The 19,962-nt window shown below is 56.7% G+C and carries 16 protein-coding genes; 2 read left to right on the top strand and 14 right to left on the bottom strand.

From position 1 onward, the window contains the following. Nucleotides 1-22: 22 nt before the first annotated feature. Nucleotides 23-1,027: an aldo/keto reductase gene (locus tag AB8996_RS10915; RefSeq protein ID WP_369299016.1), complete on the top strand. Its 1,005-nt coding sequence runs from the start codon at nucleotides 23-25 to the stop codon at nucleotides 1,025-1,027. Nucleotides 1,028-1,121: 94 nt separating this feature from the next. Continuing rightward, complete coding sequence (locus AB8996_RS10910; protein WP_369299015.1) at nucleotides 1,122-1,529, top strand: NifB/NifX family molybdenum-iron cluster-binding protein; 408 nt, start codon at nucleotides 1,122-1,124, stop codon at nucleotides 1,527-1,529. Between the two features lie 78 nt (nucleotides 1,530-1,607). Here the strand turns inward: AB8996_RS10910 and AB8996_RS10905 are convergent, their stop codons facing one another. From AB8996_RS10905 to AB8996_RS10840, 14 genes are all read right to left on the bottom strand, one after another. Beyond that, nucleotides 1,608-2,075, bottom strand: coding sequence for a pyridoxamine 5'-phosphate oxidase family protein (locus AB8996_RS10905; protein WP_369299014.1), 468 nt, complete (start codon nucleotides 2,073-2,075; stop codon nucleotides 1,608-1,610). 4 nt (nucleotides 2,076-2,079) lie between these two features. Then, nucleotides 2,080-2,565, bottom strand: a complete 486-nt coding sequence (locus tag AB8996_RS10900; RefSeq protein WP_369299013.1) for a MarR family transcriptional regulator — start codon at nucleotides 2,563-2,565, stop codon at nucleotides 2,080-2,082. Between the two features lie 174 nt (nucleotides 2,566-2,739). Continuing rightward, nucleotides 2,740-4,062: a glycoside hydrolase family 27 protein gene (locus AB8996_RS10895; protein WP_369299012.1), complete on the bottom strand. Its 1,323-nt coding sequence runs from the start codon at nucleotides 4,060-4,062 to the stop codon at nucleotides 2,740-2,742. Further along, the gene (locus tag AB8996_RS10890; protein ID WP_369299011.1) at nucleotides 4,059-5,603 is read right to left on the bottom strand and encodes a glycoside hydrolase family 43 protein; all 1,545 of its coding nucleotides are present in this window, start codon (nucleotides 5,601-5,603) and stop codon (nucleotides 4,059-4,061) included. The genes AB8996_RS10895 and AB8996_RS10890 overlap by 4 nt, the downstream gene beginning before the upstream one ends. Before the next feature lie 200 nt (nucleotides 5,604-5,803). After that, nucleotides 5,804-7,045, bottom strand: a complete 1,242-nt coding sequence (locus AB8996_RS10885) for an aminopeptidase P N-terminal domain-containing protein (RefSeq protein ID WP_369299010.1) — start codon at nucleotides 7,043-7,045, stop codon at nucleotides 5,804-5,806. Nucleotides 7,046-7,079: 34 nt separating this feature from the next. Next, nucleotides 7,080-9,266 (bottom strand): DNA gyrase subunit A, encoded by a 2,187-nt coding sequence (locus AB8996_RS10880; RefSeq protein ID WP_369299026.1) that lies wholly within the window; start codon nucleotides 9,264-9,266, stop codon nucleotides 7,080-7,082. Nucleotides 9,267-9,345: 79 nt separating this feature from the next. Next, nucleotides 9,346-9,756 (bottom strand): GNAT family N-acetyltransferase, encoded by a 411-nt coding sequence (locus AB8996_RS10875; RefSeq protein WP_369299009.1) that lies wholly within the window; start codon nucleotides 9,754-9,756, stop codon nucleotides 9,346-9,348. Nucleotides 9,757-9,824: 68 nt separating this feature from the next. Further along, nucleotides 9,825-11,807 (bottom strand): type IIA DNA topoisomerase subunit B, encoded by a 1,983-nt coding sequence (locus AB8996_RS10870; RefSeq protein ID WP_369299008.1) that lies wholly within the window; start codon nucleotides 11,805-11,807, stop codon nucleotides 9,825-9,827. A 180-nt stretch (nucleotides 11,808-11,987) separates the two neighbouring features. After that, nucleotides 11,988-14,015 (bottom strand): ATP-dependent zinc metalloprotease FtsH, encoded by a 2,028-nt coding sequence (gene ftsH / locus AB8996_RS10865; protein ID WP_369299007.1) that lies wholly within the window; start codon nucleotides 14,013-14,015, stop codon nucleotides 11,988-11,990. Between the two features lie 52 nt (nucleotides 14,016-14,067). Beyond that, nucleotides 14,068-14,604 carry a hypoxanthine phosphoribosyltransferase gene (hpt, locus tag AB8996_RS10860; protein ID WP_369299025.1) on the bottom strand — a complete coding sequence of 179 codons (537 nt, stop codon included), beginning with the start codon at nucleotides 14,602-14,604 and terminating at the stop codon, nucleotides 14,068-14,070. A gap of 37 nt (nucleotides 14,605-14,641) precedes the next feature. Beyond that, nucleotides 14,642-16,021, bottom strand: a complete 1,380-nt coding sequence (gene tilS, locus AB8996_RS10855) for a tRNA lysidine(34) synthetase TilS (RefSeq protein WP_369299006.1) — start codon at nucleotides 16,019-16,021, stop codon at nucleotides 14,642-14,644. Continuing rightward, nucleotides 16,014-17,390 carry a replicative DNA helicase gene (gene dnaB / locus AB8996_RS10850; RefSeq protein WP_369299005.1) on the bottom strand — a complete coding sequence of 459 codons (1,377 nt, stop codon included), beginning with the start codon at nucleotides 17,388-17,390 and terminating at the stop codon, nucleotides 16,014-16,016. Before dnaB ends, tilS begins: the two co-directional genes overlap by 8 nt. An 89-nt stretch (nucleotides 17,391-17,479) precedes the next feature. Then, entirely contained in the window at nucleotides 17,480-17,926 is a 447-nt protein-coding gene (gene rplI / locus AB8996_RS10845; RefSeq protein ID WP_369299004.1) for a 50S ribosomal protein L9, read from the bottom strand. Between the two features lie 57 nt (nucleotides 17,927-17,983). After that, the gene (locus AB8996_RS10840) at nucleotides 17,984-19,912 is read right to left on the bottom strand and encodes a DHH family phosphoesterase (RefSeq protein WP_369299003.1); all 1,929 of its coding nucleotides are present in this window, start codon (nucleotides 19,910-19,912) and stop codon (nucleotides 17,984-17,986) included. Nucleotides 19,913-19,962 lie beyond the last annotated feature (50 nt).

The following is a 19,962-nucleotide window of genomic DNA, read 5'->3' as shown; positions in this document are numbered from 1 at the left end:
GCACCGATCAGGAGGTCATCACATGAAAACACGTTTGATCCGCGAACTGGAGGTTTCCCCCATTGGCATGGGCTGCATGGGCTTTTCCCATGGGTACGGGCAGGTGCCGGCGGAAAGCTACAGCATAGAAGCGATCCGCAGGGCGTTTGACTTTGGCTGCACCTTTTTCGACACTGCCGAAGCCTACGGGCGGGAGCAGTTTTTTCCCGGTCACAACGAACAGCTGGTGGGCAAGGCGCTGGAGCCGTTCCGCAAAAACGCGGTGCTGGCGACAAAGCTGCATATCCACCCGGAGGAGGTGGGCTCCGCTTCCGTCTATGACACGGTGAAGCGCCACCTGGAAGCTTCCATGAAAAACCTGCGCACGGACTATATCGACCTGTACTATCTCCACCGGGTCAACGAGGGCGTTGCCGTGGAGGACGTGGCAGCCGCCATGGGAAGTCTGATCGAGGAAGGTCTCATTCGGGGCTGGGGGCTGTCCCAGGTAAATGTGGAAACGCTGGACCGCGCCCAGAAGATCACCCCCGTCACCGCCGTGCAGAACCTGTACAATATGCTGGAACGGGACTGCGAGCAGGATATTTTCCCCTACTGCTTGGAGCACAACATCGGCGTGGTGCCCTTTTCCCCCATTGCCAGCGGCTTCCTTTCCGGCAAGATCACGGTAGATACCAGGTTCGAGTCCACCGATGATGTGCGCAACTGGGTACCGCAGCTGCAAAAGGAAAACATTGCCGCGAACCAGCCCATTCTGGACATTCTGACAAAATATTCCCAGGAGAAAAACGCCACCAGCGCCCAGATCTCTCTGGCATGGATGCTGCAGAAATATCCCAACTGCGTGCCCATTCCCGGCTCGAAAAATCAGGAACGCATTCTGGAAAACCTGGGCGGCTGGGAAGTAGAGTTGACTGACGATGAATTTTCCGCGCTGGAAGAAGCGCTGAACGCCTGCACCGTCCATGGGCACCGGGGCCATGTGGAAACCGAAAGGAACAGCTTCAGCAAAAACTGGATCAAATAAACCGCGCCGCACAGGGTGAGCCAGTGCCGCTCCCCCTTGATTTTTCCGGCTTTCTGCGGTATCATATCGGTAGAAACGGAAAGGAGCTTTTTCCATGAAAATTGCGGTAACTTATGAAAACGGGCTGGTGTTCCAGCATTTTGGGCACACCAGCCAGGTCAAGCTTTACGAGGTGGAGGACGGCAAGGTAGTCCGTCAGGAAATCTCCGACACCGCCGGGCATGGGCACGGCGCGCTGGCAGGCTTTCTGGTGGGCAAAGGCGTTGACGCCCTGATCTGCGGCGGTATCGGCGCGGGCGCTCAGGAAGCGCTGGCGCAGGCTGGGATCACCCTGTACGGCGGCGTTTCCGGCAAGGCTGACGACGCGGTGCAGGCGCTGCTTGCGGGAACGCTTCTATATGACCCCAACGTGCATTGCGACCACCACGATCATGACCACGACCATCACGGTCACTGTGGGGAAGATAAGCACGGCTGCGGTGGAAACGGCTGCGGGCACTGAGCACGGGAAATAGAAAATGAACAAGGGGCTGTCAAAAGACAGCCCCTCAGTTTTTTGTGAAATAGCCGGGCGCGCGGTTTAAGCCCGGGAGTCCGTATAGGTCTTTCCCTCGTCGTAAGCCGCGATCTCCTCCTGGGAAAGCTCGCCCTTATAATTTTCCGCGTCGCCCTTGTAGAACCGCCCGGAGTCCGCGATAAACTCCACCACGCAATAGTCCTCGTCGTCCACGCCGCCGGGATAATATTGAACGTCCTGCTCGTGCCACATCAGCTCCTTAAATTCCCGGTCAAAATGAACCACCGCCCTGCCGCGCAGGCAAAGCCCCTCGAACGCGGAATCATCTGAAAAATACAGGCTGGCATTCCCGTTTTTCAGCAAGCTCTGCACGTGGGCGGAGCTTGTATTCGTGGAGATCAGATGTCTGCCCAGTCCCCAATGAAAGGTGGAAAATACCCGGCGGACATTCAATTTTCCCGCTTCGTCCATGTAAGCCAGGGACGCGAATAGAGAGCGGTCGATCAGCGCCGCCATTTGTTCAATTGTCATGCTGTTACCTCTTTTCCGTTTCAGCAGGAGAAACGCCTTGGGGGAAAGCTTTCCCGGCGCGCTCCGCCCGCTGTAGATTTGCGACGATCCTGTCCAGATACCCTTCCAGCTCTTCGATCTCGCTGTCCCGGAAGCCCTGAAAAAACAGCTCGTTCATCTGCTGGGAGACCTGCTCATAACGGTCTTCCAGCCCCCGCGCCTTTTCCGTCAGGCAGATAAAGGATTTTCGGTGATCTTCCGCGCTCTGCCTGCGGTAGATCAGCCCGCTTTCCTCCATTCTCCCCAGCATGGCGGTCAGGGTGTTTTTCGCAAGCCCCGTTTTTCGGGAAAGCTCCACAATAGGAACGCCGTCCCCCTGCCAGAGCACGTAGAGGATATTGCCCTGGGGACCGTTAAATTCCTCCACGCCGCAGTCCTGCAGCAGCCTTTGGAACACCCTCCCCTGCCGCTGCTTGATTTGAGAGATCAAAAATCCTGTTCTGGTTTCCAAATAAGGGTCGTCCTTTCCGAGCTATGGTCATCATCAAAACCTGCGCAAGCCCGCCGCCGGCACGTCTGCCGATTTCTGCGGCAGTTATATGGTACTATATAGAACCAATTTTGTCAAGGTTCTATTTGGAACTTTTTTAGAAGCAAGAGGTAGTTTACATAACATTTTATTCGCCTATTCCACCCGCAGACGGTACACCGCCGCGCCATGGGCAGGCAGACAGGCGGAAAGCTGCTGCACGGCGCACAGCTCTCTGCCGCTCCACAACTCCCTTGCCCGATATGTTCCGAAAAGCTCCAATTCCTCCAGGGAAGCGGTCACCACCGCGTCCTCGTCCGCAAAATTAAACAGCGCCGCATAGACAGAGCCGTCTTCACTGTCACGGCTTTTCCAAACACAGCTTTCCTCCGTCCGGCGGATCTGATGGGCGTTTTCTCCGTCACGGTGCATTTTCAGAATGTCCCGATTGGTCAGGAGGGACAGGGTAAAATCGTCGTTTTCCCGCAGCTCGCCGCCCATGATCAGCGGGGAACGGAAGATACACCACAGGGACATCATAGTGGTCTGCTCCGCCGGGGTGAATTTTGTCCACGCTTCGCCATATTCCCGTCCCTGGCTTTCCTCAAAGCGCTTGATGTTCCGGCGGATACTGCCCAAAGGCAGCATGTCGCAGTCCGGCCAGCAGCCGGGGGAAACCTGGCGCTCCCAGACCTCACAGCGCTCAAACATGGCAAGCAGCAGGCTCCAGTCGTCCCAAAAATCGTCGGTAATGCGCCACATATTGGCGTTTTGCCGCAGGTGCCACGCCTTTTCGATCACTGCCGGACCGGGAGACAGGCTCAGCACCATGTCTCTGCCGCAACGGTCAATGGCGCGGCGGATCATCTCGATCTCCTTTTCCGCGGAATAGGGGCGGGTGGGATAGGCGTTGGTATTGCAGATGTCGTCTACCTTGACGAAATCCACGCCCCACTGGGCATACAGCTCAAAAATGGAATCGTAGTACGCCTGCGCCCCCTCCTTTGTCCAGTCGACACCGTACATATCCGTGTTCCAGCGGGAAACGGAATTGTCCTGGGCGATCCTGTCGCAGGTGGTGTCTGTCCCCTTGACAGGCAGGTGCCTGTGCGCCGCCAGCCGGGGCACGCCGCGCATGATGTGGATACCGAATTTCAGCCCCATATCGTGGATTTTCCGGGAAATCTCCGAAAAGCCTTTCCCCCCTGCCGCAGAGGGGAACCGCTCCGGGGCGGGCAGCTGCCTGCCGTATTCGTCCAGGGTCAGCCAGGCGAAGGGCACATATTCCGGGCGCTCTACCCCAGCGTTGGGCTCGGACCACTGAATGTCGCAGACCACATATTCCCAGCCGTATTCCTTCAAATGCTCCGCCATGTACCGGGCGTTGCCCAAAAGCTGCTCCTCATTGACGGCGTTGCCGTAGCAGTCCCAGCTGTTCCACCCCATGGGCGGTGTCAGCGCGCACAAATCTTTTTTCATTTTTCATTTCCCTCCTGATAGTTGCAGCTGAATGCGGAAAAGACCGCCTTTGTCCCTTCCCCTTGGGCAAACATTCCAAAGAAGCACCCGGTAAAGGTGCCCGCCATCACCTCGGTGGAAAGGGGCTGGGTCCGCGCTTTGCCCAGGGACTGCAGCTCACCGTCGGCAGCTCCCGCAAAAAATTCATAGTGCAGCCGGTCGGACCTGATCTGCAGGGTCAGGCTGCCGCTTTCCGGCAGTTCCACGCAGTCCGATTCCACCAGCAGGTCGCACACCCGCCTGCGCAGCAGCGCCACTCGTTTGCCGCCCCGGCAGGTCACCACCAGGTCATAGTGGTGCTCCCCGGTATGGTAGACGGTGATCCCCGCCTCCTGCCGGTCGTCTTCAGGGAAAATCTCCGCTTCCGCCGTTACCGTGCCTGTAAACTGCCGCTGGCGCACGCCTACAAAGGTGGGCGCGCCCCGCCCTTCCAGCGGGTCGCCGCCGGTCAGCACAAGACCGTCGGAAAAATGATAATGCTCTTCCACAGGGTCCCGCAGATATGCCCATCTTGCGGGGAGAGTGCTTTCTTTTGTGAAATCCTCCGAAAAGGAAAAATCGGTTTGCGGAAGGAAGCCATCGCCGCCGGGCAGCTCCATCACAGGGGTGATGGGCTTGCCGCCGTTGACGGTGAGCCAGCCGTCGCTGTCCCATTCCACCGGGGCGACCATGGTTTCCCGCCCGATATGGTGCAGCATGGACTGGGAGGGGCGGAAGCCGTGGAACACCAGCCACCAGTTTCCTTTCGGATCGTCTACCAAATCGGCGTGCCCAACGCCCTGGATCACATCGGAGGTGGGGTCAGTGTAGTCCGGCATGAAATCGCGCTGGGTCACGATGGGATTATGGGGGCAGCTTTCAAAGGGTCCCCACACATTCCGGGAACGGGCGAGGGTCTCCATATGCCCATATTCCGTGCCACCCTCGGCGATCATCAGATAATACACGCCGTTTCTTTTGTACAGGTGGGGTCCTTCCGGGCATTTTCCTCCTGTGCCGAACCAAAGGGGACGTGTCTCCGTCAGCAGCGCTCCCGTTTCCAAATCTATCTCGCTCTGCCCGATGCACTGGCGCCCGGTCTTTTTGTCAAAGAAGGTGCTCTGGAAATACACTTTGCCGTCATCGTCCCAGAACAGGGACGGGTCAATGCCCATCTGCTTCACCCAGACGGGGTCGGACCATTCCCCGCGGATGTCGTCCGTCCACACAAAGAAATGCCCGCCGCCGGTGACGTTGGTGGTCACCATGTAGAACCTGCCCTCATGATAACGGATTGTGGGGGCGAAAATGCCGCCGGAATTGGGGCAGCCCTCCAGGGGCAGCTGGCTTTTCCGGGTGAGCACATGCCCGATCTGCTCCCAGGAGATCAAGTCCCGGCTGTGGTACAGGGGAACGCCCGGAAAAAACTCGAAGGAGCTGTTTACCAGATAGTAGTCCTCTCCTACCCGGCAAATGCTGGGATCGGGGTAAAAGCCGGGAATGACGGGATTGCGGAATTTCATAGCTGCGCTTCCTTTCTATGTTACTGTTTCCAACTGTTCCCAGTATAACAGAATCCGCCCTGAGCTGACAAGCCCAAAGCGGATTTTGCAAGGTCGATTTTTTGCTGCATTTCCAAATATCCTGCGGGTCCGCCCTGCCGGAAAAAGCGGGGGTACGCTCCGCAATTTTTAATAGCAAGCAGCGGGCAGGTACCCAACGCTTACCGGCTGCTCCCTGCCATAAAGGCTTCGATCTCGTCAGGATCGCGGATAATGGCTTCCGACAGCACCTGGCAGCCGTTCTCCGTGATAAGCAGGTCGTCTTCAATGCGGATACCGATCTCCCACTCGTCAATGTAAAGTCCGGGTTCGTCGGTGATGACAGCCCCTGCGGGCAGGGGTCCGTTCTGCCCGTCGTTCACATCGTGGACGTCGATACCAAGATGGTGGGACACGCCGTGCATATAATACTTTCTGACTTCCTCGGGCTTTTCGATCAGCCCCAGCTCCATACAGCCCTGCGCCAGTACGTCGCTGCACAGCTTTTGCAGCTCGCCCAGCGTAACACCCGCCTTTGCCGCCTGCGCCACCGCGCGGTTCGCTTTCAGCACGATGTCGTACACCTGGCGCTGCCGGGGAGAGTATTTCCCGTTCACCGGGTAAGTGCGGGTGATATCGGCGCAGTAGCCCTTCACCTTTGCCCCCAAATCCAGCAGCACCAGCGTGCCGTCCGCGCAGGTGTCCCGGTTGGTGCCATAGTGGAGCATGGTGCCGTTCGCGCCGCTTCCGGCGATAGTGGGGAACGCCATGCCGTCCGCGCCCAAATAGTTGACCATGTATTCAAAGTCCGCCTGCACCTGATATTCCTTCATGCCGGGCTTCAGATGGCTCATCACATTTTGCAGCGCCTTGTCGGTAACGTCGATCGCTTCCCGGATCATGGAAACCTCGTCTCCGTCCTTTTTCATGCGCATGGCGGCAACGGTGGGGAAAATATCACGAATCTGCACCCCCGGGTACTTGTCCCCGAATTCCTTCGCTTTAGCGGCGTTGTAATCCGGCAGGTCGTCCCACTGATAGCGGTTGCAGTCGAAATACAGGGTCTGCAGGCCGCCGGACATCAAGCGGTTTGTCCAGCTTGTCAGCTCCTGCCAGAAATGGACCTCCTCCACGCCGGAAATTTCCTTTGCTTCCTCCACGCTGACGCGCTTGCCTGTCCAGCGCACGGCGGTGGGGTCGGATTCCTCAATGAACAGCATGGTTTTGGGAGAAACGCCGTTCTTCACCATCACCAGAGCCATGCGCTCTCTCCGCAGCCCGGTCAGGTAGAAAAAATTCCGGTTTGCTTCAAAATGGGCGTATTCGTCGGCGCTGACATGCATCTCCGTGCCGGAGAACAGAATCAACGCGGAGCGCTGCTCCATCTGTTCCAGTACCTGCTGTCTTCTCTCTTTGTAATTCATGGAAAAGCTTCCTTTCTATGTGTGAAATAATTTCTTACAGCTTCATCTGTTCTCCCGCTTCCGTATCGTCGGGCATTGCCCCGGCGGCAGGAATCTTCTTTTGATAGCGGGCGGGGTTTTTCAGCATTCCCTCCTCATATGCCACGGCGGAGACAAGCCGCTGACCCTTTTTTACATTCATCGCCTGAACGCCCTGAGTATTTTTGGTGGTTTTGGGCAGGATCAGCCCGGTGTGGAACAGCAGCATTCTGCCGTTGGAGGCGGTAAGCAAAACCTCGCAGTCCTCCTTTACGTACAGCGCCGCCGTCAGGGGGGACTTATCGCTGTAGGCGCTGATCAGCTTCTTTCGGTTGGTCTTTGTTTGATAGGCGCTCATTTCCACCTTGGCGACCTTGCCGTTAGCGAAGAAGAACAGCATAAAGCCATCGTATTCCGTGGTTGCCGCCATGTACACGGCGCGCTCGCCCTCGTCCATCTGGGCGCGGGCGGGGATATATTCTCCCAGCACGCTTGCCTTGGTGTCTGAAAAATCGGAGGCTTTCATCTTGTAGACCTGCGAGCGGTCGGAGAAGAACAGCAGCTCCATATTGTTCGTGCCCTCCAGCTGCTGGGTGATCGTGTCGCCCTCCTTCAGCTTCTGTTCCCCGCTCATGCGCAGGGACAGGGGCGTGATCTTTTTGAAGTACCCTTCCCCGGTAAAAAACAGGTTCACCGGGTAATCCGGCACCTCCTCCGTCACCTCGATCTCCTCTACCTCGTCGGCATAGAGGATCATGGTGCGCCGGGGCTTGCCGTAGCGCTTTGCCACTTCCTCCAGCTCACGAATGATGATAGATTTCACCTTTGCCCTGGAGCTTAAAATCCCCTCCAGTTCGGCGATCTCTTTCTTCAAATCGTCGGTTTCCTCCGTGCGCTTGAGAATGTATTCCCGGTTCAGGTGGCGCAGCCGTATTTCCGCCACGTACTCCGCCTGAACCTCGTCAATGCCAAAGCCGATCATCAGGTTCGGCACCACTTCGTTTTCCTCTTCCGTTTCCCGGACAATGCGGATCGCCTTGTCAATATCCAGCAAAATCGCCTGCAAGCCCAACAGCAGGTGGAGCTTTTCTTTTTTCTTTTGCAGGTCGTAATACGTCCGGCGGCGGACGCATTCCACCCGGAACGCCGTCCACTCCTCCAAAAGCTCCCGGACGCCCAGCACCCGGGGCACGCCGGCGATCAATACGTTGAAGTTACAGGCAAAGCTGTCCTCCAGCGTGGTGAGCTTAAAGAGCTTCTGCATCAGCTTATCCGGGTCCACGCCCCGCTTCAGGTCAATGGTGATCTTTAAGCCGTTCAAATCGGTTTCGTCCCGGATATCGGAAATTTCCTTTAATTTGTTCTGCTTGACCAGCTCCACCACCTTTTCCACGATGACCTCCACTGTGGTGGAGGGCGGGATCTGGGTGATGTCGATACAGCCGGCGGACTTATCATAGGTATACCGGCTGCGCACCCGGAAGCTGCCCCTGCCGGTGTCGTAGATTTTTTCCATCTGCTCCCGGTCGAAAATCAGCTGACCACCGCCGGGGAAATCCGGCGCCTGCAGGGTCTGGAACAGGTCGGCTTCCGGGTCCCGCATCAGGGCGATGGTGGTAGCGCACACCTCGGCAAGGTTAAAGGGGCAGATATTGCTTGCCATGCCCACGGCAATGCCCGTGTTGGCATTGACCAAAATGGTGGGGAAAGTGGCGGGCAGCAGGGACGGCTCCTTCATGGTGTTGTCGTAGTTGTCTACAAAATCCACCGTATCCTTGTCGATATCCTGGAACAGTTCCTTGCAGATACTGTCCAGCTTTGCTTCCGTATAACGGGACGCCGCCCATGCCATATCCCGGGAGAACGCCTTGCCGAAGTTGCCCTTAGAATCCACAAAGGGGTGCAAAAGGGCTTCATAGCCCCGGGAAAGCCGCACCATGGTGTCATAAATGGCGGAATCTCCGTGAGGGTTCAGCTTCATGGTCTGTCCCACGATGTTGGCGCTTTTCGTCCGGGCGGAGGTCAAAAGCCCCATCTTGTACATGGTGTACAGCAGCTTTCTATGGGACGGCTTAAAGCCGTCGATTTCCGGGATCGCCCGGCTCAGGATCACGCTCATGGCATAGGGCATGAAATTTTTACGGACGGTATCTCCCACGTCCTGCTCCACAATTTCTCCCGCCCCGGCAATATAACCTTTCATTTTCGGCAGCCTGTCGCTGCTTTTCTTTTCTTTCTTTGGCACAGCCTGAATACCTCCTCTTTTCTCTTCTGCGGCGCGCTTACAGCAGCACCATGCCTTCCCCCAAATCCGCTTCGCCGCGGGTCAAAAAGCCAAAACGCCGGTAAAAGCTTTCCCGCCCTTTGGAAGCGCCCAGATAAGCTCTCAGGTCCGGGCTGGCAGCCTTACATTCCGAAATCTTTTCCGTAATTTTCTCCATGAGCTTCGTGCCGATTCCCATTCCCTGATACTCAGGGCGGACCATTACGTCCTGCACATAGAGGAAAATCGTTTTGTCGCCGATAAGCCTTGCATACCCCACCAGCCTGCCGTCCTCTACGGCGCAAACCGAATAAAAGGTATTGCTGAGAGCTGTCTCTACAACAGCCCTGTCCCGTGTTCCCCAGCCCACAGCTTCCGTCAAAGCGTTAAAATCCGCCGCAGAGATTTTTTGCTCGCGATACAGAATCATTTTTATCCTTTCTGAAAATAGCGCCCTTTCCCTTTTCTAACAACTAACTACTCACAGCTAACAACTACTCAACTCACGTCCAGCTCGTCGGTATATTCCGCGCCGTGCTCGGCGATATAGTCTTTCCGTCCCTGGATATTGTCACCCTGCATGATGTCGAACATCTCGGCAGCATATTCCGCATCGCCGGGCAGCACCTTGATGAGCCGCCGGGTGGCAGGGTTCATGGTGGTCAGGTTCATCATGTCCGGCTCGTTTTCGCCCAGCCCCTTACTGCGCTGAATGGTGTATTTCTGCCCCTCCAGCTTTTTCAGGAACTCCGCCTTTTCCGTCTCGTCATAGGCAAAATACGTCTCGTCCTTGGTGGTGATCTCATACAAGGGGGATTCCACAATGAATACCTTTCCGGCTTCGATCAGCGCCGGGGCAAGGCGGTACACCATGGTCAGCAGCAGCACCCTGATCTGGAAGCCGTCCACATCGGCATCGGTGCAGAAAATGATTTTGCTCCACCGCAGGTTGTCCATATCGAAAGCGTTCAGGTTCTTATTTGCTTTTGTTTTCACCTGCACGCCGCAGCCCAGCACCTTGATGAGGTCGGTGATGATCTCGCTTTTGAATATCCTGTCATAGTCGGCTTTCAGGCAATTCAGGATTTTCCCTCGAATGGGCATGACCGCCTGGAAATTGGAATCCCGCGCCTGCTTCACCGCGCCCAGAGCGGAATCGCCCTCCACGATGAACAGCTCCCGTTCGTTGACGTCCCGGCTGCGGCAGTCCACAAACTTTGCCACGCGCCCGGTGATGTCCATTTTGCCGGTAAGCTTGGTTTTCAGATTCAATCTTGTCTTTTCCGCGTCCTCCCGGCTGCGCTTGTTCACCAGCACCTGATTGCCGATTTTTTCAGCGTCCAGCGGATTTTCCAGAAAATAAATTTCCAGGTTGTGCCGCAGCATTTCCGTCATGGCTTCCTGAATGCCCTTGTTGGTGATTGCTTTCTTGGTCTGGTTCTCATAGGAGGTCTGAGTAGAAAAAGAAGATATCACGATGATCAGGCAGTCCTCCACGTCCTGAAAGGTGATCTTACTCTCATTTTTCGTGTACTTGTTGTTCTGCTTCAGATAAGCGTCGATCTGGCTGACAAAGGCGCTGCGCACCGCTTTATCCGGGGCGCCGCCATGCTCCAGCCAGCTGGAATTGTGGTAATACTCCGCCACGCTGGTCTTATTGGAAAACGCCGCCGCCACGTTGATTTTCGTGTTGTAAAGGGGCATATCGTCTCTGTCCCGCACTTTTTTCTCGCTCTGCCAAAACTGCACAGGGGTCAAAAATTCTTCTCCCGCCAGCTCCCGGGCATGGTCAAGAATGCCGTTTTCATAACAGAAATCTGTAGTTTCAAATTTGCCGGGAGTAGTCTCATTGCGGAAATGGAAATGGATCCCCGCGTTGACCACCGCCTGGCGCTTCAAAATGTCCAGATAATAGTCCGTACTGACGTCGATATCGGTGAAAACCTGTAAATCGGGCTTCCACTTGATGACAGACCCGGTGTCCTTTCTGGCATAGGGGTCCTTTTGCAGCCCGCCCACGTTTTCACCGTGCTCAAAATGCAGGGTGTAACGGAAGCCGTCCCGGCGGATATCCACGTCCATATATTCGGAAGCGTACTGGGTGGCGCAGAGACCCAAGCCGTTCAAGCCCAGGGAGTATTCGTAGTTCTCCCCGGAATCATTGTTGTATTTGCCGCCGGCGTACATTTCGCAGAATACCAGCTCCCAGTTGTAGCGCTCCTCCTTGGTGTTGTAGTCCACGGGGATCCCTCTGCCGTGGTCCTCCACCTGAACGGAGTGGTCCAGGAACCGGGTAATGGTGATCTCTCTGCCAAAGCCCTGCCGCGCTTCGTCGATGGAGTTGGACAATATCTCAAAAATAGAATGCTGACAGCCGTCGATACCGTCCGAACCGAAAATGACTGCCGGACGCAGCCGCACACGGTCCGCGCCCTTTAAGCTTTGAATACTGTCGTTGCCATATTCCTGTTTTTTCGCCATACCTCTCCTCTTCCTTGCTGTAAAGTTAAAATACTTACCATAAAAGCAACCGCATTACCGCATTCTGTAAAGCAAAATTACTTTATAGAAAAATTCCGCCCTCTTGCAGTAAGAAGGGGTCGTAAACTACGACCCCTTCTCCTCAGCAGCTCAAAACAAGCGCCGCTGGGGGTGTTTCCTCTATTCGTCTTTTTCCGTGGGCACATTTTCCTCCGGCGTGAAAACGGCTTCCGCTTCCTGTAAAGCGTCCTCCGCAGCTTCCAACGCTTCGCTCGTTGTTTCGCTTTGCTGCTCAGGCCGGGCAACCTCTCCGGCATTGCCGGGCAGCTGCCCCTGTGCCGTGCCGCCGGGCAGCAGCATACCGTCCATGACCTGCTGGAACTCGCTGCCGTCCAGCTTTTCCTTTTCGTACAGCACGCCCGCCAGCCGGTGGAGCTCGTCGATATGCTCCTTCAAAATCTCCTCCGTCTGGTGATAGGCGGCGGAAATGATAGCCTGTATTTCGGCGTCGATCTCAGATGCGGTCTGCTCGGAATAATTGCTGATATGCCCCATTTCCTTGCCCAGGAAGGGGTTGCTGTCGTCCGTGCCGTAGGTGATGGGTCCCAGCTTTTCGCTCATGCCGTACTTGGTCACCATGGCGCGGGCGATCTTTGTCGCCCGTTCGATGTCGTTGGACGCCCCGGTGGAGATATCGTCCAGCACCAGCGCTTCCGCCACGCGACCGCCCAGCAGTACCACCAGCTCCTCCTTCATTTCGTTCCGGCTCTGGTAAGAGCGGTCCTCAGTGGGCAGGTGCATGGTATAGCCGCCCGCCATTCCTCTGGGAATAATGGATATCTGGTGCACGGGGTCCTGGGTGCCGCAATAGTAGGTGGCGATAGCGTGACCTGCCTCATGATAGGCGGTGAGTTTTTTCTCCTTCTCGCTCATGACGCGGCTCTTTTTCTCCGTGCCGACCACCACCTTGATGGTGGCTTCCTCGATCTCCGGCATGGTGATCGCCTTGTGGTTCCTTCTTGCCGCCAGCAGAGCTGCTTCATTCAGCAGGTTTTCCAAATCGGCGCCGGTGAACCCTGCGGTGGATTTGGCAATGGTGGAAAGCACCACATCGGGCGCCAGGGGTTTTCCTTTGGCGTGTACTCGCAGAATTTCTTCCCGCCCCTTGATATCGGGATAGCCCACGGTGACCTGCCGGTCGAACCGACCGGGACGCATCAGCGCCGGGTCGAGAATATCGGGGCGGTTGGTGGCGGCGATCATGATAACGCCTTCATTTGCGCCAAAGCCGTCCATTTCCACCAGCAGCTGGTTCAGGGTCTGTTCCCGTTCATCGTGACCGCCGCCCAAGCCCGCGCCTCTCTGGCGGCCGACGGCGTCTATCTCATCGATAAAGATGATGCAGGGGTGGTTCTTCTTGGCTTTTTCAAATAGGTCACGGACACGGGAAGCGCCCACGCCTACGAACATTTCTACGAAATCGGAGCCGGAAATGGAGAAGAAGGGGACCCCGGCTTCTCCCGCCACAGCTCTTGCCAGCAGGGTCTTGCCTGTGCCGGGAGGTCCTACCAGCAGCACGCCCTTAGGGATGCGGGCGCCCAGGGAGTTGAACTTGGAGGGGTTTTTGAGGAACTCCACGATCTCCCGCAGCTCCTCCTTTTCCTCGTCCGCTCCCGCAACATCGGCAAAGGTGGTCTTCCGCTTTTCATCGCCGATCTGCTTGACCCGCGCCTTGCCGAAATTCATCTGCCTGTCGGAGCCGCCCCCCATCGTGCTGCCCAAACGGCGCATCATGAAGATCCAGATGACGATAAGCCCCACAAACAAAATGAGGGTGGGCAGCAGACTCAGGAACCAGCTGGTCTCCACGGGGCGGATAATATCCTGCTCCATCTTGGCGTCGGGGTGATCCTCGTTATACTGCTGAATGTGCTGTGATACGTTCTGATAGAACAAATCAATGCTGGGAAGCTCGAAATCTATGACTGTTCCCTTCTCATCGGTCAGGGTCATGTGCAGGTCGCCCGTGCCGAGATTCAGCTTGTACGCCTTTACCTCACCTGTTTCAAAATAGTCGATGATGTCGGAATACTTGTATGCCGGCTGTTCCGGCTCTCTCCCCTGGAACAAGAAGATGATGATGCACAGCACCACCAGCGGAATACCCAAATACAGCACAAGATTTCGCAGCGTCTTTCTGTTGTCCAAAAACGTGTCCTCCTAAAATCTATAAAAATAACTTTTGCCGGTTCCCCGCCGATTATTCGTACACAGAGGGCTCCAAAATGCCCACAAACGGCAGGTTGCGGTATTTTTCATCATAGTCCAGCCCATAGCCGACAATAAATTCATCGGGAATGACAGAGCCCACATAGGAAGCCTGCACCTCTACCTCCCGGCGCTCCGGCTTGTCGAACAGGGTGCATATCTGAATGCTTTTCGGGTTCCTGTCCCGAAGCAGCTCCATCAGGTAGCTCAGGGTCTTGCCGCTGTCGAGAATGTCCTCTACCAGAACGATGTCGTAGCCGGACAGAGGAATGTCCAGGTCCTTTATGATCTTCACCACGCCCGAGGTCTTCGTGCCTGAGCCGTAGCTGGAGGTCGCCATAAAATCTATCTTGGCGGGAATGGTGATAGAACGCATCAGGTCTGCCATAAATACGACAGAGCCCTTCAGCACACTGACCAGCAGCAGATTTTTGTCCTTGTAATCCCTGGAAATTTCCTTGCCAACGCGCTCCACCATCACGGCGATCTGCCGCTCGGTGAACAGGACCTCCCGAATGTCTTCCATCATTGCACTGCGTTCTACCATGTGATTTCCCTCCTGCAATTCATTCCCTCTTCTGTTGAACTGTCACCGTGAGCACCGTGCGGGTAGCTTCCGTCACCTCGAAGCCCTGAGCCGCCCCTGCGCCCTCGCAGAACGCCAGCGCCCCGCCAATTTCCAGCAGCACAGCGCTTCCCCGGCGGCTTGCCGGCATACCGCATTCCTGAAATACCTGCTTCAAGCTTTTGGTGACCTTTCGCCCGGCGGGAGCAAATTTATCCCCCTCCCGGCGGGTCCTGACTACCAAATTAGTAGCTATTATATCATAATCCAGAGCGTTTTTGAATAACAAATTATGAATTTTTTGCTCTCTTTTTTCCGAATTTTCTTCCCTCTCCACCACTTTTTTCTCAAAAACCAGCGTTCTTCCGTCCGGCAGTGGGATTTTCAAAAGCTCCCTTTGCCCCAGTTCCTCCAGCGATACAGTGATGGAAAACGGCTGCGCAGCTTCCTGCTTTGCCGCGGAAAGCACCCCCTGCGCACAGCGGACGACCAAATCTCCCGGCAGCATTGCGGCGCCGCCCTCCGTGAGACAGCGGAGCACCGCTTTCAGATGCTTTTTTTCCGGCTCGCCGCAGCCCAGCCGCTTCAACCACAAACGAAGGGCTTCCGTTTGCAGCGCCCGGGGGGCGTTTCGCAGCACGGCGGCAGACAGCCCGTATTCCCCCATGGCGTCTGCCAGTAATTTTTCCCCCTCGGCGCTCAAAAACCGCCTGTCCTGCTCCAGCAGCCCTGCAGTCTGGCTCATGCTGTAGATCAGCCGGGGGTTCAGCTCCTTCAAAACGGGCAGCACTTCAAGCCGAATGCGGTTACGGGCAAATTCGCCGGACAGGTTGCTGCTGTCCGTCACATAGGATAAATTATGAAGAGCGCAGTATTCCTCGATCTCCTGCCTTGTCACCCTCAACAGCGGGCGGAGAATGTTCCCCCGCTTTTCCGGGATACCGCAGAGCCCGGCAAGCCCTGTGCCCCGGCAAAGGTTCAATAGCATGGTCTCCGCGTTGTCATCGGCGGTGTGGGCGGTGAGGATACGGTCGTCCTCCCCGGTGAGGAGAGACTGGAAAAAGCGGTACCGCACCGCTCTGCCGCACTCCTCAAGCCCCATGCCGCCTTGGGCAGCCAGCGCCTTTACGTCCTCCCGTGAAACGACCAGACGAAGCCCCTGCTTCCGGGCAAACGCCCGGGCGGCGGCTTCGTCACGTTCAGCTTCCTCTCCCCGCAGCATATGGTTCACATGCGCCAGCACAATGCGGCGAGGGTCTATTTTTCCTGCCAGCCAGTGAGCCAGCGCGGTGGAATCCGCCCCGCCGGAAAAGCCCACCACCGCAAGCCCCTGCTCCGGCAGCTCGGAAAGGTCCCCTGCGGCAAAAAGCGGCTTACTCATGGCGAATGACCTCCCGGGAGGTAAAGCGCATATACTCCGGCTGCCAATGGACAGCGATGCTGTCCGTACCGCCGTGGCGGTTTTTCGCCACGATGATCTCAGCGGCGTTTACGTCCATATCCTCGGTGATCTCCCCGCCCTCGCTGGTGGCGTTATACGCCTCCCGGTGGAGGAAGATCACGATATCCGCGTCCTGTTCGATAGAGCCGGAGTCCCTCAGCTCGGAAAGACCGGGGCGGTGGTCCTTGGTCCTTTCAGTGGGGCGGCGGAGCTGGGACATGGCAATGACAGGAATATCCAGCTCCTTCGCCATGACCTTCAGGTTCCTGGTGATGTCGGCGACCTCGTTGACCCGGTTGTCGATCCGGCGGGCGCTGTTCATCAGCTGCAAATAGTCGATAATGACCAGGTCCACCTTGCCCAGACGGCGGAGCTTCGCCTTGATCTCCTGCACGGTGATATCGGGCTTGTCGTCGATATATATCTCCGCTTTGGAGAGGATATCCCCCGCCTCTACCAGCTTTACCCAGTCGTTTTCAGACAAATCGCCGGAGCGCAGACGGGTGCCCTCTACCACGGCTTCTCCCGACAGCAGGCGGGACACCAGCTGTTCCCTGCCCATTTCCAGAGAAAAGAACGCCACCCGTTTCTTGGCGGTAATGGACGCATGGCGGGCGATGTTCAAGCCAAAGCTGGTTTTTCCCACGCCGGGACGGGCTGCCAGCACCACCAGATCGGAACGGTTCAGCCCGGTGATCATGGCGTCCAGCTCTCCAATTCCCGTAGGAATGCCCTTATACTTGTCCCTGTCCGGGGAGTTCAGCAGGTCCAGGCGGTCAAAGGTTTCCAGCAGTATCTCCCGAACGGGCTGGAGACCCTTCATGTTTTTTCCCTGCCGGATATCGTAAATACGCTGCTCCGCCATATCCAGCAGCAGCGCGGAATCCTCTGCCCCTTCGCTGGCGTCGTCCAAGATATGCCGGGCTGCCTGCATCAGGGTGCGCACGTCGTACTTGTCCCGTACAATGTTGGCATAGACCGATACATTGGACAGGGAGGGTACGATCTGAGCCAGCTGGGTCAGGTAGACCTTCCCCGTGGCTTCCTCAAATTCTTCATTTTCTTTCAGCTTTTCCAGCACGGTGATAAAGTCCACCGGCAGCCCCAGCGTAAACATTTCCAGCATGGCGCCGTAGATCATCTGGTTATTCACCGCGTAGAAATACTCCGCTTTCGGCAGTATCTCCGCCACGGTCGCCAGGCAGGAGGGCTCCAGCAGGACCGCCCCCAGCACAGACTGCTCCGCTTCCAGGCTGAAGGGCATAGACAGCCCCGGCTCAGCCTGGGTCTCAAATTCATAGGATGGCATAGGATTCCCCTTTTCAGTCGTTAGCTGTTAGTTATTAGTCGTTAGAAAGGGCAAAGAGCGCCTAACGACTAACAACTTATCGCTAACAACTACTTCTCGCAAACTGCTACGCTCATGGTGGCGGTAATGCCGTTATAGAATTTCACATCAAAATTATAAGTACCAAACGCTTTGATATCGCTTTCCAGCACGATCTTCCGCTTTTCCACCTCGACGCCGAACTGATTCCTGATCTCCTCCGCAAGCTCCTTGGCGGTGACCGAGCCAAACAGCTTGCCCGCCTGCCCCGCCTTGCCGTATATCTTCAGGGTTTTCCCGGACAGGGCGTCCGCGTTTTTCTGCGCCTGCTCCGTTTCGGTTTTGATCTTATACTCCCTGGCGGCTTCGGCGTTTTTCAGCTCGTTCATCGCCTGGGCGTTTGCCTCCTTGGCAAGCTTCCGGGGCATGAGGAAATTTCTTGCGTAGCCGTCGGAAACATTCACAAGCTCTCCCTTTTTTCCAATGGACTTAACGTCCTGCAGCAATACGACCTTCATGTGCAGCATCTCCTTTTTTCTACATGATATATATAAATAAAATGACGGTCAAGTGGATCAGCCCTGCGCTTCCATTTCCGCAAGCTTCACGTCCAGCGCGCGAACCAGGGCACGGCGGGCGTCGCTCATGCTGATATTCTTGATCTGGGCTCCCGCCATGGTGAAATGTCCGCCGCCGCCGAACTCCTCCAGGATCAGCTGGACATTGATATCTCCCAAACTGCGGGCGGAAATGCTCACGTCCGTCCCGACGCGGTACAGCACAAAGGAAGCCCGCACGCCCTGAATGGACAGCAGCTCATCGGCCGCCTGTGCCGCCGCGATCCGCATATCGTCCAGGTCCCAGTTGGAGGTGGCGATGGCACAGCCCTTGTAAAGCTCCGCGCTGGAGACCAGCTGCGCCTTCTGCTTATAATTGTCCAGGGTATTGGAAAACAGCTTCTTTACCGTAACGGTATCCGCGCCGCGCCGCCGCAGGAAAGCAGAGGCTTCAAAGGTGCGTACGCCGGTCTTCAGCACAAAATTCTTGGTATCCAGCGCAATGCCCGCCATCAGCGCCTCCGCGTCCACGCCGTCAATGGCGGAGCCGCGAATGTACTGCACCAGCTCCGTCACCATCTCCGAAGCGGAGCTGGCGTAAGGCTCGTGATAGAAGATCAGCGCGTTTTTGATGTGGGAGACCATCATTCTGTGGTGGTCAATGACTACGATCCTAGGGACACGCTCCAACAGCTCGGAGCTTTCCACAAAATTCACCGAATGGGTATCCACCACAATGAGCAGGGACCGCTCCGTGGCGGTTTGCAGCGCTTCCATAGGGCTGATGAACACATGCTCGTCCTCATACGCCGCGTCCACCCTGTCTACCAGTGGCGTTGCCAGGGTCTGCCCGCGGTGAATGACGATATTGGCGGGCTTTTCCAGACCCTTGCGGATCGCCGCCCACATGCCCACGGCGGCTCCCACGCTGTCCAGGTCGGAATTTTTATGTCCCATAATGAATACGCGGTCGCTTGCCTTTACGTGGTCGGACAATGTGGCGGCAATGACCCTCGTGCGCACCTTGTCCCGCTTTTCCACGCCCTTGGACTGACCGCCGAAGAACTCGTAAGTATCGCCCTGCTGCTTTACGGCGACCTGATCGCCGCCTCTGCCCAGAGCCATATCCAGCGCCTGTCTCGACCAGCGCTCACTTTCCGCCGCCGTATCCGCGCCGCGCCCCAGACCGATGGAGACCGTGGCACTCATGCCGCTGGCGCTTTTCACCTCGCGCACATCGTCCAGCACCCGGAAACGCCGCTGCTTGGCGGCTTCCACATGGGAATCGTCCGTGAGCACAAGGTAGCGCCCGGAAGAAAGCCGGCGGATAAAACCGCCCATGTCCTCCACCGCCCAGCGGCGCAGGACGGCTTCCACCTCCGCGGTAATGCGGGAATCCTCTCCGCCGGGGCTGTTGCGGATCAATTCTTCCTGATTATCGAACACCGCGATCCCCACCACGGTTTTCTTTTCCCGGTATTCTTTGTGAATGGCTTTGAAATAGGTGTCGTCCACAAAGTAAAGGATAAAGCCGTCCTTGGCTCTCACGCCGTAAACAGTGTACTCCCGCCCACGGTAGGAAACGGCGGCGCCCTTTTCCCCCATGACCTGCCGGAAGGTTTTGGGATAGATAAACCGCAGCACGTCCTGCCCCAGATACTCTCCGCCGCTGCAGAGGGTGGAAATAAAGGCTTCGTTTGCCCATACGATGTCACCCGCCGGGGCGACCACCGCCACGGGCAGGGCAAATTCGTCAAAAGCGTGGCGTTCCTCTGCGGTCAGCACCCTCTTTGCGCTTTTCACCGCAAGGGAAACGTTCCGGCGGTACAGGATATCGGACGCGAGCAGGGAAAGCAGGGAAAGACCAGCCGCCGTCAGTTCCACGGCAGCCGCGACCTTATTGTACCGATAGGTGACAAGCGCCATCACGACCATACCTGCCGCCATCAGATAAAAAAGAGGTGAGATCACCCAAACCTTTTTCCCTCGCACGCTGC

The sequence above is a fragment of the uncultured Neglectibacter sp. genome (genome assembly GCA_937958185.1).
In the GTDB taxonomy this organism is placed as follows: domain Bacteria; phylum Bacillota; class Clostridia; order Oscillospirales; family Acutalibacteraceae; genus Acutalibacter.
The sequence above is the reverse complement of the archived record's forward strand: the minus strand, read 5'-3'. Positions and strand labels throughout refer to the sequence as shown.